This is a genomic window from Kribbella sancticallisti (assembly GCF_039530625.1).
In the GTDB taxonomy this organism is placed as follows: domain Bacteria; phylum Actinomycetota; class Actinomycetes; order Propionibacteriales; family Kribbellaceae; genus Kribbella; species Kribbella sancticallisti.
Map to the genome: position 1 here is coordinate 206818 of NZ_BAAAOS010000020.1, position 13467 is coordinate 220284.

General features: G+C 68.8%; 13 protein-coding genes. 5 read left to right on the top strand and 8 right to left on the bottom strand.

Annotation, left to right across the window (positions count from 1 at the left end):
* Positions 1-2: 2 nt before the first annotated feature.
* From ABD255_RS17545 to ABD255_RS17565, 5 genes are all read right to left on the bottom strand, one after another.
* A complete protein-coding gene (locus ABD255_RS17545; RefSeq protein WP_344215122.1) occupies positions 3-848 on the bottom strand; it encodes an NmrA/HSCARG family protein in 846 nt (281 codons plus the stop codon).
* A gap of 869 nt (positions 849-1717) precedes the next feature.
* A complete protein-coding gene (locus ABD255_RS17550; protein ID WP_344215124.1) occupies positions 1718-2437 on the bottom strand; it encodes an SDR family NAD(P)-dependent oxidoreductase in 720 nt (239 codons plus the stop codon).
* Between the two features lie 31 nt (positions 2438-2468).
* Positions 2469-4760, bottom strand: a complete 2292-nt coding sequence (locus ABD255_RS17555; protein WP_344215126.1) for a caspase, EACC1-associated type — start codon at positions 4758-4760, stop codon at positions 2469-2471.
* A complete protein-coding gene (locus ABD255_RS17560) occupies positions 4750-5106 on the bottom strand; it encodes an effector-associated constant component EACC1 (protein ID WP_344215128.1) in 357 nt (118 codons plus the stop codon). Before ABD255_RS17560 ends, ABD255_RS17555 begins: the two co-directional genes overlap by 11 nt.
* Positions 5107-5240: 134 nt before the next feature.
* The gene (locus ABD255_RS17565) at positions 5241-5525 is read right to left on the bottom strand and encodes an SGNH/GDSL hydrolase family protein (RefSeq protein WP_344215129.1); all 285 of its coding nucleotides are present in this window, start codon (positions 5523-5525) and stop codon (positions 5241-5243) included.
* A 1172-nt stretch (positions 5526-6697) separates the two neighbouring features.
* Here ABD255_RS17565 and ABD255_RS17570 point away from each other — a divergent pair.
* Together ABD255_RS17570 and ABD255_RS17575 are read left to right on the top strand one after the other, a co-directional pair.
* Positions 6698-6967, top strand: coding sequence for a type II toxin-antitoxin system Phd/YefM family antitoxin (locus ABD255_RS17570; RefSeq protein ID WP_344215130.1), 270 nt, complete (start codon positions 6698-6700; stop codon positions 6965-6967).
* Positions 6957-7412: a type II toxin-antitoxin system VapC family toxin gene (locus tag ABD255_RS17575; protein ID WP_344215133.1), complete on the top strand. Its 456-nt coding sequence runs from the start codon at positions 6957-6959 to the stop codon at positions 7410-7412. Before ABD255_RS17570 ends, ABD255_RS17575 begins: the two co-directional genes overlap by 11 nt.
* Positions 7413-7622: 210 nt before the next feature.
* On the opposite strand, the gene ABD255_RS17580 is transcribed toward ABD255_RS17575, so the two are convergent.
* From ABD255_RS17580 to ABD255_RS17590, 3 genes are all read right to left on the bottom strand, one after another.
* Positions 7623-9998, bottom strand: coding sequence for an FtsX-like permease family protein (locus ABD255_RS17580; RefSeq protein ID WP_344215135.1), 2376 nt, complete (start codon positions 9996-9998; stop codon positions 7623-7625).
* Positions 9999-10072: 74 nt separating this feature from the next.
* Positions 10073-10798, bottom strand: coding sequence for an ABC transporter ATP-binding protein (locus ABD255_RS17585; RefSeq protein ID WP_344215137.1), 726 nt, complete (start codon positions 10796-10798; stop codon positions 10073-10075).
* The gene (locus ABD255_RS17590; protein ID WP_344215139.1) at positions 10795-11376 is read right to left on the bottom strand and encodes a PadR family transcriptional regulator; all 582 of its coding nucleotides are present in this window, start codon (positions 11374-11376) and stop codon (positions 10795-10797) included. Before ABD255_RS17590 ends, ABD255_RS17585 begins: the two co-directional genes overlap by 4 nt.
* A gap of 292 nt (positions 11377-11668) precedes the next feature.
* Here ABD255_RS17590 and ABD255_RS17595 point away from each other — a divergent pair, with 292 nt between their 5' ends.
* The 3 genes from ABD255_RS17595 to ABD255_RS17600 all read left to right on the top strand — a co-directional run bounded on the left by ABD255_RS17595 (position 11669) and on the right by ABD255_RS17600 (position 13291).
* Positions 11669-12244, top strand: coding sequence for an SH3 domain-containing protein (locus ABD255_RS17595; protein WP_344215141.1), 576 nt, complete (start codon positions 11669-11671; stop codon positions 12242-12244).
* 55 nt (positions 12245-12299) lie between these two features.
* Complete coding sequence (locus tag ABD255_RS43700) at positions 12300-12746, top strand: hypothetical protein (protein WP_425554441.1); 447 nt, start codon at positions 12300-12302, stop codon at positions 12744-12746.
* Positions 12747-12829: 83 nt separating this feature from the next.
* On the top strand, positions 12830-13291 hold the full coding sequence (locus tag ABD255_RS17600) for a winged helix-turn-helix transcriptional regulator (RefSeq protein WP_344215836.1): 462 nt from the start codon (positions 12830-12832) through the stop codon (positions 13289-13291).
* Positions 13292-13467 lie beyond the last annotated feature (176 nt).

The window sequence follows — 13467 nt, forward strand, 5'->3', positions numbered from 1 at the left end:
GGTCAGGCAAGGAACTCCCTGACCGTCGTGACGCGACCCAGCACCTTCGCCGTTGCCGCTGGATCCGCGGCGACCGGGTTGGCGGCCAGCCAGCGCCACATGGTGGTCAGATCGGTGCCGACGAAGCGCTCGAAGAGCCACACCGGCATCGGAAAGCCGCGGGGTGACCGCCCCTTCACCGTGGCCCAGATGTCACGGAGTTCCTCGATCGAGCGGAACTCGGCCGCCAGCGGAAGTTCCGCGCCGACGAAACCGGCAGGCTCGGCGAAGACCCGGGCCGCGGCCGCCCCGAGGTCGTCGACGGCCAGCCAAGGGATCAGCGTACGGTCACCGGCCAGCTTCGGCATGACGTGCCAGATCGCGACGGATGGATAGAAGTCCTTGTCCGTCATCAGTTCCAGGAACGCCATCGGCCGGAGAACCGTCAGCGGCACCTGCAGCGAGCGCAGGTAGTCGGCGATGATCAACTTCGCCTCCCACGAGTCGACGCCGGTGCCGCGAATTCCCGGCCCGGCCGAACCGTAGACAACATGCTGCACGCCGGCGGCCTTGGCCGCGTCCGCGACGTTCCTGCCCTGCCGCACCTCGCCGTCGTGCCCGGCGATCATCGGGTTCTGCACGCTGAAGACGCCGTACGCGCCCTCGAAGACCCGGAGCAGTGAATCGGTGTCGGCCATATCGCACTGAGCGACCTGTGCGCCGGCAGTTCGCAACGCGGCACTGGCCGGGGAGTCCGGCTTCCGCGTCAGGGCGCGCACCTGCCAGCCGTCAACCAGCAGATGCCGGGCGACCGCGCCGCCCTGACGTCCTGTTGCCCCCAGCACCGCAACAACCCCGTTGTGCTCCACCCGTGCCCCCTGACGCCCAGGCTAGAACTGCTCGAGCCGCCCCGCTAGATCCGGCGCCTTGTTCGCGCGAACAAGCACCAGGCCAACCGGCCTGACACGCCACCTCCCGAAACGCTCATCATTGCAACGGACGACAGTAGACGCTCGACGGGCGGGCTGCGCGACCCCGACTACTTCAGCTCGGCGGAGGTTTTGCCGAGGAGTCTGCGGGCGATGATCAGTTGCTGGATTTGTTGGGTGCCTTCGAAGATGTCGAGGATCTCGGTGGTGCTCAGCGCGTCCTGCGGCCAGAACCGACCAAGATGGGCTTTGACCTGCGGTTTTGTTGTTCGTCACTACTCGCCGATGATCGACGTTTGTCAGCGTCTGACGGAGCAGTGACGGAGCAGGAGCCCCAGCCGCGGACCGCCCGGTGCAACTTCCTTGAGCACGGTCGGCGCCCGGGACGCCAACCGTTCTCACCGACGTCAGCTACCCACACACGGCGCGCCCACCGGCCGGACCAGGTTCACCCCGCGCCTACTGCACCGCGAGGTCGGGGTTCTTGACGCGCGACCGGCCGCGGCACCGAGCCGCCCTCCGTGCCCGGCCGCTCGGGCTCGTAGCTCGGGTCAAGCGGGAGCTGAGTGGTCGGCTCGTCGAACAAGATCGTGAGCTTCTGCAGACCGATCATCTCGATCGGGCCTTGGTGTCCTTAGCGACGCGAACTTCCTCACGGTCGTCTTGGCGACTAATCGCTGCGCCCAGTTCCGAGCGACTGGTCCATGCCCACACAGACACTTCCGGGCTTCACGTCGTGCACCAGGTTGACCGCAGCCCCGCTCAGCGCGTCCACGAGCAGTCCGCTAGGCCCACCGTGCGGTGCCTGCTCAGATCTGGTTCGTGCCTCCGTCGACGTAGATGTTCGTGCCGACGACGTAGCTGCTCTGTTCCGAGGCCAGGAAGGCCACGACTGCAGCGGCCTCCTCAGGCTGGCCCATGCGGCCCTTGGCCACAGTCGCGGCGACATTCTCTTTGACGGCCCGAGCGGTCTCCTCGTCGCCGAAGGCGGCGGTGCCCCCGGGAGTCTCGATCCATGCCGGCGAGACCACGTTGACCCGGATGCCGCGGTCCTTGAGCTCGTTGGACCACGTCCGCGCGAAGGACCGGACGGCCGCCTTCGACGCCGCGTACGCGCCGAACGCCTCTACTCCGCGGTCGCCGGCAGTCGAACCGATCAGGACGATCGAGGCTCCGTCGTTCAGCAGCGGCAACGCCTTCTGCACGGTGAACAGCGTGCCTCGGACGTTGACGCCGAAGGTCTGGTCGAAGTGCTCCTCGGTGGTCTGCTCCAACGTCACGAACGCACCGACCGCCGCGTTCGCCACCAGCACGCCCAAACCGTTGCCTCGCGCCCGGACCGCCTTGTAGAGCCGGTCCAGGTCCTGCGGTTTCGAGATGTCGCCGACGACCGCGGTGGCCCGGTCCGCTCCGATGGTTTTGACGGCGGCCTCGAGCTCGGCCTCGCGCCGGCCGGTGACGAACACGTACGCGCCCTCGTCCGCCAGCCGTACGGCGGCGGCCAGGCCACCGCGCTCGGACGCCGACACGCGTCATCAACGCGGCTGACGTACCAGGGAGCTACCGCCCCAGCGCTTTGGCTACAGCCGCTGCGACCTTTGGGTCACGGTCGGTACCTACATTCTTCAAGATCCGCCGCACCTTCCACTGCCGCGCTACCGGCTCCAACGCCTCGATCAACGCGACCTGGATCTCTGTGTTGGTGGACCACTTCAGCTTGTCCAGGAGGCCTTGACGCAGCTTGGCATTCGAACGGACCGCCGCTCGAACGGCGTCCCGGACCGTTCGCTCAGTCACCGCATTGATAAGCCCGTCCAGCCCGCGCCTCGCGGTGTACCCCTCGCGGCGAGCGAGCCACGCCAGATACTCGCGTAAGACCTCTTGGTGCATCAATTCGCTCTGCAGGCTACCTGCCGCCGCGTCTTGCACCCTGTCCTGATCGCGGGCAAGCGCAGCGACCAGCGCAGCCAGGACAGCGGGATCGTCCGACGCGCCGTCCAAAGCCGATGCCGCGGCCGAGCGCACCAGGGAGTCATCATCAGTTGCCAATCCGACAACCAGAGCATCCCGCACCTCGGGTATATCGACCGCCTTGGAGAGTGATATGGCGGCTCTCCAGCGGACGGACTTATCGGCGTCGGTCAGCGCTTGCAGCAGCCAGGGCCAGACCGACGGCTCACCTGCACCTCGCGCAAGGCTCGTCGCAGCCTGTGCGCGCACGTCTTTGCTCTCGTCAGAGGTGATCCGGTCCACCAGCGCAGCTGAGACCTCAGGATGTTCTGCTGCGACTTCGAGCTCGTCCGCGGCGAGTTTCCGGATCTCCGGGTCGTTGTGGTTCAGCCGCACCAGCAGGGGTTGGCGCAGGGCCGGGTGGGCCGCGGTTTCACGAGACAGATTGTGCCGCAGTTCCCACTCGACGCCCGGCGAGGTCATTGCGGTGGCGAGGCTGGTGGCGGCGGCCGCTTCTACCTCAGGCTGCTCGTTACCCAGGATCCCCGTCAGGGCTTCTCGTACGACGTCGTCCTCGAGGGCGCCGACCAGTACGCGGGCCGCTGCAGCTCGTACTTCGATCTCCTCGTCGGCGGTCAGTCGATTCAGCAAGGCCGCTTGCGGTTCGGGAACGCGCACGACCTCGGCCAGCGAGTCGACGACGGCGGCTCGTATAGCGCGGTCGTTGTATTTCAGCCCGGGCAGCAGCTCTCGCCAGACTGCGGGATCGTTCGCAACGGCAGCGAGACAGTGTGCGCTCGCGACGCGGACCTCCACGCGTCTGTCGAGAGCGAGCCGCTTCAAGAGCACCTGACGCAGTGGCGTCTTCTTCAGGGCATCGGCCAAGTACTTGCGCATCGCGGCCGCCTTGTCCTGGTCCTCCTGGACCATGGCGTCCGCGAGCAGCTCGGCAGCGGCATTGCGCGTTCTCTCGGCGGAGTCCTCCAACCACTCCAGCAATGCCGCCCTGCTACTGGAGTCGGTCTCCACCCGGCGAATCGCCCGTTCGATCCGCCGGATCACGCCATCTGCAGCTCTGGGGCGGTCCTCGGCGGCGACCTCCGATAGCACGATCTGTGGCACGCGCGGCGGGTCCGCTGACGACCCTGCAGCGACGTTGCGCGCGAGGATAAGCCGGTCGATCGAGTTCACGCCGCGGCTCTGGGGTTGCGGGAAGCCAGCAGTCGACAGGCGGATGCGGAGGTGCGTGTAGAGCGTGTTCGCCGTCAGGTACTTCGGACCGCCGGGCACGCCGTTGCTCAGCAGGTCGATGAGCTCACCGGTGAATGCTGTGTAGGCCTTCCCGACAGGCGCCTTGGCGGCGTCGTTCCGGGTGGTCGAGGTGATGGTGTACGTGCCGTCGATCGTGGCCCGGTCGGCGACGAAGTTGTCCTCACTCGACATGTCCTCGATCGCTCGCCCGGAGAAGCAGCAGTCCAGGATCAGCAGCTTGCTCGCAGCCGGGCTGGATTTCGTCACGTTCCGGATCCAGTCGTACGGCATCGCGGTGAACGAAACCTCATCCGACCGGCTCGTCGCTACCGAAAGATGGAGACGACTGTCATCACTCAGCAGGCCATGCCCGCAGTAGTAGATCAGCAGGGTGTCGGTTGCCTGCTTGCACAGGCCTCTCAGCTCCGGTCCCAGCGTCGCCAGGTTGCCCGGGTCCGGGATCGTGATCACCCGCTCGGCGGGCCAGCCAGCGATCTCGCGATCGGTCAGCGTGGCCGCGAGTCCGGCGAGGTTTCGCACCGCGGATTCGAGATCTGCCAGGCTGGGGTCCTCGTAGGTGCCGACACCGATCAGGACGGCGTACGAGTTCTCGAACCTCGGGGCCCGCAGGTCGGCGTCCTCACTCCCCATCAGCCTCGTCCAGGAACTGCCGGAGTTGCCGGAGGGTCGACTCGGCGTCCTTCGCACGATCGGCCCTCACCTGAATCGACTTTTCCTTCGACTTGAGGGTGATCGTCACGTCGACCGATCGACGCTGCAGCCAGGCCCTGAGGGCGCTCGCCAGAGCAGCGCCGACCCCGCCCGACCCGAGCAGGACCATCAACGTGTCCGACAGCGCGCCGAGGTCGTCCTCGGCCCGGACCGGCTCAACGATCCTGACCCGGCCGCGGAGACCAGGTTCGTCGGTCAGCCAACTGAACAGCGACGCGACCTGATCCACGGTGTCCGCTCCCGAAACGGTCAGCTGCACTTCCATCTGCGGCCCCTCCAGCACACGACGGTCTGTCGCCGAATCCATCCGCAGAGTATTGCGCACCCGCGTCTCATCGGCGAGACATCCGCCCGCCGCTGACCGCCCGAGCGATCAGCGTCGGGCGGGGCGGGCGTTTGTCAGCGGGTCCGCCAGAGCCGCACCGCAAGTGTCCGCGTCTCGATCGCGCTGGTACTGGCGGTCGACGAGAAATCCCAGATGCAGGCGATCGACCGCGCCGCGCCGATCCTGCCGACGACACCGGCGCGGATTGCCCCGAACTGGATCAGCACGCTATCCGCGGGCCGGACCTCGTCGAGTCGCCGCGCCCAGACCCCGGACCTCACGAACGACTCAGTGGTCGCGCCACCGTCCGCGAGATTGCGCACCGGAGCGTCGACGTACTCCCCAGGAACGCCCCCCATCCGTTCATCGGCCGGTCTCGGGGCTCGTACGTCGTGACGGTCGAGTCACCCGCCAAGTGGTACATGGCGGCCCCAGCCGATTCGCGGGCCGACGCGCCACTGCCCAAGTCCACCAGGACCTTTGCGCGGCGGTCGTCGACGTCGCCGTCCGCGACCACGACGGCGCACCGGTTCGTCATGGTCTCGCCCTCGCCGAAAACGCCTCGGTGCTGAAGAACGGAGCAGGATCGAGACAGCCGAAGGGCTCCGAGCGGGCGAACCACTGGGCGGGTGCTGCGCGTTTGACGGCGCGCCGACCACGACGATCGACGATGACCCCTCGACCTCGTCGTCGCGCCGGGTGAAGGCCCAGCCACGGCGCACGCTGCCCACGCAAGCTCTCGCCGGTGGTGCGGTCCGGCCGACGATGGTCCCACCGGCGCACCACCGCGGCGAACGCGTGCCGAGGTGCCGTCGCTCGGCGACGACTTCGGTCTCGTCTTGGCGATGCCACCGCAACGTGCGCGCATACAAGAACACTCCGTTGGACATACCCACATGCTCGGTGCGCTAGGGGCGCATGGACCCGTTGTTGCCGAGCGGGCCATACCCGCGGGCCCTTCCGGAAGCTGGCGCCCCAGAAGTTGTCGTTGCCGAAGTGCAGCAGCGACCAAGCGAGCCCGACACGCCACAGGTGGTTTGTGCGGGCGGTAGGTACTGACGAGCCGGGTCTCCAAGAGTGCGCAGCGGGTGGATGAACGGCCGCGAGCTGTTCGGAAGATCGAGGACCTGAACGCTGTTTCGGACTTCCAGTAGCCGTTTCCGGTGCTGCTCGCAGCTGTCGCGGACCTCACCCCGGAGGAGCAGCAACTGCTACTTCGCATCGGCAAGCTCATCAACGGACTGTAGGAACGCGACCAACTCCCGGCGGCCCGTGTCTGCATCACCTGCGGGTACTTCGCTCCCAACGCCCACCCAGGCACCTCCAAGCCACACCAGTGCAACTTCGTGAACGCCGCATTCGGCGAGCGCGACCTCACAACCGACTGCACGGAACATCAGGACGCGGACCCAGATCGCCACATCGCTGTGTGGAAGCTGAACACGAGCGCCTGACGATTCTTTCACGGTCGGTTCCGCCTGATGTGCTATCTGGTAGCACAGTGTGCCATGGGTGAGATATCGTGGGTGGCATGACCGGACAGCCGGAGATCACCCAGCGCGACCTGCGCACCAGGTCCAAGGAGATCATGGATGCCGTCCAATGCGGCCAGTCCTTCACGGTCACGAGAGACGGGCACCGGATCGGCGAGCTGATTCCACTGCGGCGCCGGCGGCGGTTCGTCCCGCGCGCCGAGTTCGCAGCCATGTCCCGGACGGCGCCCGACATCTCCGTCGACGCCTTCCGCGCCGACCAGGACGCCACCTCCGACCAGCAACTGGACGACCCCTATGCCCGCTGAGTACCAACAGGGTCTCCTCGACACCAACATCCTGATCTTGCGCAAGTGGGTCGATCCTGCCGAACTGCCCTCCGAGATCGCGATCAGTGCCATCACGCTGGCAGAGCTGTCCGCAGGCCCTCACCAGGTCCGTGGCAACGACGAACAGGACGAGTACGACGAGCACGCCGAGCGCGGCCGCCGGATGGACGTGCTCCAACGCGCCGAGAACGAGTTCGATCCCATCCCGTTCGACGCCGAGGCGGCCCGTGCCTACGGCAGGGTCTGCGCCGCGGTCGTCAGCGCCGGCCGGAAGCCTCGACGTCGAGTGGCCGACCTGATGATCGCCGCAATCGCCGTCGCCGAGGACATCCCGCTCTTCACGACGAACCCGGACGATTTCAAGGGCCTCGAAGACCTGCTCACCGTAGTACCTGTCACGAGACCGACGCCACGCCGCGGATAGCCGCGCAAGGTTCACTGCACTGGTGCTCGCTGTTGCGGCATCCTCTGCGTCCAAGCTTCCGCCGTACCTGAGATCGTGATGGCGCGACCTTCGGTCTGGTCACCGGTCTCGATGCGCTGCATGGCGTCGTCGTAGACGAGGAAGTGACCGCGGTGGTCGCGGGCCGCGGCGTCCGGCCCTTGTTGTGCGGATCGATGGCGCGAGACGGCGTTATTGCAGCGGTTGGCGGGCGATGTCTGCGATGGTGCGTCCGGAGACGAGCCAGCCGGCGGCGGTGGCCAGTAGCGGGAGTCCGAGGACGATGACGGCGAGATGTGCCACTGGGACCGGGAACAGGGCGCCGAGGTCCCGGGCGAAGCTCGCGGCCAAGCCGAGGTAGGCGCCGGCGGTCCCGAGGATGACGCCGAGGACGGCGAGCCCGGCGGCGGTGGCCGCGGTGAGGGTGCGGCGGGTGCCGCTGGTGGCCCCGGTCGCGGCGAGGATGTGGAGGTCGCGGGCGGCGTCGCTGCGTACCAGGCCGACGGTCATCGCCACGACGCCAAGCGCGACGAGCAGGCCGGCCACCGTTACGCCGGACTGCAGCGACGTGACGCCCGGCGGCGCGTCCCTGATTTCGACGGTCAGGCCGGCGCCGGCCGCCGCGTCCCGGGCGGCGCCGAGTTGTTCCGCGGTGGGCGGTCCGGCGGTCTCGACGAGCCATCGGCCGGACGGCGAGGGCACCCAGCCCCGTTCGCGGAGGGTTTCGGTGGTGATGAAGGTGCCGGGCAGCGACCGGTAGTCGGATGGGATGCGCTCGAGGCCGATGAGGGCGCCGGGCGCGGACCCGTTGGATTGCGGATCACCGAGGATGGCGAGGTCGCCGGTCTCCTTGGTGATGACGGCGCCGGCGGGTACGCCGTCGAGCTCGTACCCGTAGTGCGCGACGAGCTGCGGCGTGGCGACGTAGAGGAGGCTGAGGTCGATCCAGATGTCGCCGGAGCGTACGGCGAGGCGGATCGCCTCCCGGCCCTCGAAGGCGGGGTCCGGCTCGGTGGCGGGATGCAGGGCGACGTCCAGCGACGTCACCCGGGGTTCGCTGAACGACGCGGCTACCCGGTCGGCGGCGGCCTGGAGGCGGTCCATATCGGTGGCCTCCGGGATGAACGGCCCGTCGACGTGCGCGGCCCGGACCAGCACCCGGTTGGGTGGCAGGTTGCCTTTGTCGGCGGCCTGCGCGGCGGTCGCGGCGGCGACGATGGTCACCGCGACACCGACAGCGAGGCTGATCGCGGCGAGTGCGGAGCCGGCGCGGGCCCGGTAGCGGACGAGGTCGCCGACCGCCAGCCGGACGGCGACGGGGAGCCGCACGGCGCATGCGGCGAGCAGGCCGAGCGCCGGCGGGCCGGCGAGCAGCACGCCGAGGGCGACCGCGACGGTGCCGGCGACGAGCAGCGCAGCGTTCGTCCAGTCGACGGCCGTTTCGCCGGCCATGTCGCCGCCGGTCGCGAGGCAGGCGACACCCACCAGGGCGAACACGACGGCAAGAGTTGTGGCGCGGCGGGCCGGCCGCGGCTCGGGCGGTCGGCCGGACAGCGCGCGTGCCGGTGGGACGCGGGCCACGTTCCGCGCCGGCCACCAGGCGGCCGCCGTGCAGGCGGCGACGGCGAGCAGCATGCCGCCGGCGACGAGCCACGGTGGCACGTCCAGCTCGGCGACGCGGTACCCGACGGCGTCCTCGACCAGCGGAGCCAGCGCGACCCAGCCCGCGAAGCCGGTGGCCGCACCGATCACGGCTGCGACAAGTCCGATGATCATGCCGTTGGCCAGGGTGACCCACCGGAGCTGCTTTTCGGTCGCGCCGATCGCGGCGAGCATGCCCAGCTGGCGCATCCGCCGATGCGCGATGACGACGAAGCTGGCCGCGGCGATCAGCGCGATCAGCAGCAGCGCGACGGCCTGGAGGATCAGCACGGTGACCGCGGCGACCACGTCAGCGTTGACCATCCGGAAGCCCATGTCCATGACGGCGCTGCTGGGCACCCGAAACGCGTTGACCTGATCGTCGGTGGCGTCGACGAGGATGGTGACCGCGTCCGCATCACCGGTCTGCGACGCCGGGACGAGTGCGAACTCGTCCGCGAGGTTGCCCGGGTTCTCCACGATCCCGACGACCGGCCGCGCCGCGCCGTCGAGCGTCAGCGAGGCACCGATGCTGAGGTGCAAGAGGTCGGCGAGGCCGTCGGTGATCGCCACCTGACCGCCGGCCGGATATCTACCATCGACAAGCGCCAGGCGGGGCCCGCTCAGCGGACCGTCGGGGTCCTGGGCCCGGTAGTCGACGGGCTCGAACAGGCCGGGCACCGGCACCTTGCTGTGGTGGATCACCTCGAAGCTGTCGAAGGCGGCCCGCGCGGCGGCGACGTCGGCCGCGAGGACCTGCCGGTCGGTGCCGTCGAACTTGATGAAGTGGCTGGCCGCGCCGAAGTCGGCCTCGTCGGGCACGGCCGTCGCCGTGTACGCGGCCGATGCGAGACCGATCGAGGCGGCGACCGCGGTGGTGAGCAGCGCCAGGATCAGCGCCTGCTGGCGCCACTCGCGGCGAAACATGCGCCAGGCCCACCTGGCCACCACCCGGCGCGCGTTGCGACCGCCGGCCGTCTCGCGGGCTGAGCGCGCCGGCGTCATCGACTCGTGCCATCGGTGAGCAGAGACTCCGGGCCGACGGGCTGGCTCGTCTGGTCCACGACGCGTCCGTCGCGCAGGAACACGATGCGGTCGGCCCAGGACGCCAGCTGGGCGTCGTGCGTCACCACGACGCCGGCGACGCCTCGCTTGCACGCCGTCCGCAGCAGTCGCATGACCGCCTCACCGTTTACCGAGTCCAGGGCGCCGGTCGGCTCGTCGGCGAGGACCAGGCGGCGGTCGCCGACGATCGCCCGCGCGATCGCGATCCGCTGCCGCTCGCCCCCGGACAGCTCGTCCGGGTAGCGGCGCGCCTGACCGGCGAGTCCGAGCTCCTCCAGGACGGCAAGCCCGACCTCGCGCGCAGCCTTCGGACCGACGCCGTCAAGCTCCAGCGGCAGAGCGACGTTCTCCACGGCGGTCAGCCCGGCGAGCAGGTTGAAGTCCTGGAACACGTAGCCGATCGCGCGGCGGCGCAGCCGGGCTCGCTCGTTGGCGGACATGCTCCGCAGCGAGGATCCGCCGACGAGCACCTCACCGCTGCTCGGCTCCTCGAGACTGCCGGCGATGGTCAACAGTGTGCTCTTGCCGGACCCACTCGGTCCCATCACGGCCACCAACTCTCCGGCGCGGACGGACATGTCGACGTGGCGAAGCGCGTGCACCTCACCGGCGCCGGAGCCGTACACCCTCGACACCCCACGCAGCTCCATCGCAACGGTCATAACTGGGCCTCCAACCGGGTTGGCGCGGATTGCGGATCGGCACTCGGCCGCGCCGGATCGCCGGCGGCCGGCTGACCCAGCCGAGCCTCGGCGGCGTCGAGCCACCGCACGATGCCCTCCAGCCGAAACAGCTCGGCATCGACGACCAACGGCAAGCCCGGGTCGTCGGCGGAGGCTTCGGCCTTGACATGCGTGTACCGCTGCATCAGCTCCACCACGTGCCGGCGGTGGACCTGCAGGAGCGCGGACACGTCAACACCCGGCATACGCAACGCCACCAATACCTTGATGACCAACTCGTCCCGCGGTGGAATCGCGAGGTCGGGCGGGGTCCCGAGCCACGCCTCGAGCTCACCGGCACCGGCGGTCGTGATCCGGAACGTCTTCTGCGGCCCGTCGCGCTCCGCGCCGTCGGACTCGATCAACTCGTCACGCTCCAGCCGCTGCAGCGTGAGATAGACCTGTCCGACGTTGAGCGGCCACACCTCACCGGTCCGCGACTCGAACTCCTGCCGCAACTGAAGGCCGTACTTCGGCCCCTCCGACAGCAGCGCAAGCAAAGCGTGCCGGACACTCATGCGCCGCCCCGATCCCTAAGCATACTCGATATAATACTCAGTATGTTCACCGGGTCAACGGCTTGGACGCCGGCATCCAATCCCCCGGCGACATGCCCGGCACCTGAGCCGACCCGACGTCCCCCCGTGTCGTACGCGAAGGCGACGAACTCCCGGGCGGCGAGTAGCCAGCAGTCTGGAACGCGACCAACCAATCGGTTTGTTGGGGCGTCAAATGAGTACGCACCCGGGTATTCGGTCCTGGCCGCGGCGACCGGCCATCGGCGCGGCCACAACGTCGGGAGGGGCCATCATGGCCATCAGAATTCGCCTCCGCACGGTCGTCGCCGCGACCGCGACGGCGGTTCTACCGCTGGGGTCGCTGGCAGCAGCCGCGCCCCAAGCCCAAGCAGCGACGACCTATCGAGGAAAGGTCGTCGCGTCAGCACTGAACGTCAGGAGTGCACCGACGGCAGCAGCAGGAAGAGTCGGCACGCTCCGCAACGGTACGACGATCAGCATCCAGTGCAAGGTCTACGGCCCATCGGTACGCGGCAACGCACGCTGGTACAAACTGTCCACCGGCAAGTGGGTCACGGCGCGCTACGTCGCCAACATCGGACCGGCGCCGCGCTGGTGCGGCGACGGCCGCGAGTCCGAAGGAAGGGTCGTGGCATCCACCTCACTCAGCATCCGCAGCGGCCCGCACACCGCGAACACCAAGGTGTCCTCAGCACCTCGCGGCGCCTTGCTCCCCATCGTCTGCAAGGTCAACAGCCAGATGGTCGGCGGCAATCCACGGTGGTACCAACTCACCGGCGACGGCGGCGGTCAGTGGGTGTCAGCCCGCTACGTATCCAACGTCGGCTCCCCACCACCGTTCTGCTGAACACAACCGAGTCACAGTGTGGCGGGCGGCGAGCCCGCCACACGCCCCGACCACGATGGCGCAACCAGGCAGCGTCAGCGTTTCATGCAACGCGGCCGCGGGTTGTTGCGGTGAAGTCGTCCATGACGGCGGAGCGTCGCCGGCGTTCGCTACCCGGTGCAGCCGTCGAAGCTATCCGCCTGGTTGGAACCATTGCGCGCGATCCCTGCGCCTTGCCGGAATACTGGCCGGCACTCAACTGCGTGTCTCCAACGCCTCGGCGATCGCGACAGACCTCGGCGTACCACAGGTCATCATCGGCTTCGGACGCGCCGCGCTCGGTAAGTCGCTACCGGAACTGGTCACCACCGTCCAGGCTCAGCGCCGCGGCGAATCCAACCTCGTCGTCGCAACCTGTTCGGCAGCAACCTGTTCAACAGCCTCATCGGAGGCGCAGTCATCGGACTCGCATCCGGTTCAGGGGGACCCCGAAGCGCCGCCGTCGCCCTCAGCGTCACCATGATCCTCACCCGCCGGCCTGGTCTGGATTGCTGCTCCGTCGACGCCTCGTCCTGACGCGCATCTATCGCGCGGGGATCGGGGACCATCGCCGAGCGGTGGACGCCGATCATCCTGCGCAATGTGCTGCTCGGATGCAGGACCTTCAACGAGATCGCGGCGGGCGCGCCCGGGTTGTGGCGCGCACTGCTCTCCAGGCGGCTGCGGGAGCTGGAGCATGCGGGGGTCGTGGAGATCCGGACCAAGCCGAACGGCCGCGGGTCGCTGTACTACCCGACGGCCGCGAGCCGCGCGCTGTGGCCGGTGCTGCAGGCACTCGGAGACTGGGCCGAGCGCTGGATGGACGTCACGGCCGAGCATGCCGACCCGGACCTGGTGTCGTGGTCCTGGTGTACGTCGTTCCTCCGCCGGGACGTCCTGCCCCCGCGCCGAGTCGTCGTCCGCTTCAAGTTCCAGCAGGACGCCAGGCCCGGATGTGGATGCTCGTCGAGCGGGGCGCCGGGGAGCTGTGCACGTTCGATCCCGGCTTCGGCGACGACGCCGTCGTGACGGTTGCCCATCCGCTGGTGTTCGCTCGATGGCATCTCGGACTCGTCGAACGGCCCGCGCTGCGTTCCGGGGCGATAGCCGTGGAGGGACCCCGCGAGCTCTGCCGTGCGCTGCCGACATGGAACGTCTACCCCGATGTGCGCGCCCGCAGGCGAGCCGAACACCAACGCGCACCC

What these genes read in the sequence shown, in the direction of transcription:
- ABD255_RS17565 (WP_344215129.1), bottom strand. Translation starts at nt 5,525, where the DNA reads ATGGGGGGCGTTCCTGGGGAGTACGTCGACGCTCCGGTGCGCAATCTC.
- ABD255_RS17560 (WP_344215128.1), bottom strand. Translation starts at nt 5,106, where the DNA reads ATGGAAGTGCAGCTGACCGTTTCGGGAGCGGACACCGTGGATCAGGTC.
- ABD255_RS17590 (WP_344215139.1), bottom strand. Translation starts at nt 11,376, where the DNA reads ATGAGTGTCCGGCACGCTTTGCTTGCGCTGCTGTCGGAGGGGCCGAAG.
- ABD255_RS17555 (WP_344215126.1), bottom strand. Translation starts at nt 4,760, where the DNA reads ATGGGGAGTGAGGACGCCGACCTGCGGGCCCCGAGGTTCGAGAACTCG.
- ABD255_RS17580 (WP_344215135.1), bottom strand. Translation starts at nt 9,998, where the DNA reads ATGTTTCGCCGCGAGTGGCGCCAGCAGGCGCTGATCCTGGCGCTGCTC.
- ABD255_RS17570 (WP_344215130.1), top strand. Translation starts at nt 6,698, where the DNA reads ATGACCGGACAGCCGGAGATCACCCAGCGCGACCTGCGCACCAGGTCC.
- ABD255_RS43700 (WP_425554441.1), top strand. Translation starts at nt 12,300, where the DNA reads ATGGCGCAACCAGGCAGCGTCAGCGTTTCATGCAACGCGGCCGCGGGT.
- ABD255_RS17575 (WP_344215133.1), top strand. Translation starts at nt 6,957, where the DNA reads ATGCCCGCTGAGTACCAACAGGGTCTCCTCGACACCAACATCCTGATC.
- ABD255_RS17585 (WP_344215137.1), bottom strand. Translation starts at nt 10,798, where the DNA reads ATGACCGTTGCGATGGAGCTGCGTGGGGTGTCGAGGGTGTACGGCTCC.
- ABD255_RS17595 (WP_344215141.1), top strand. Translation starts at nt 11,669, where the DNA reads ATGGCCATCAGAATTCGCCTCCGCACGGTCGTCGCCGCGACCGCGACG.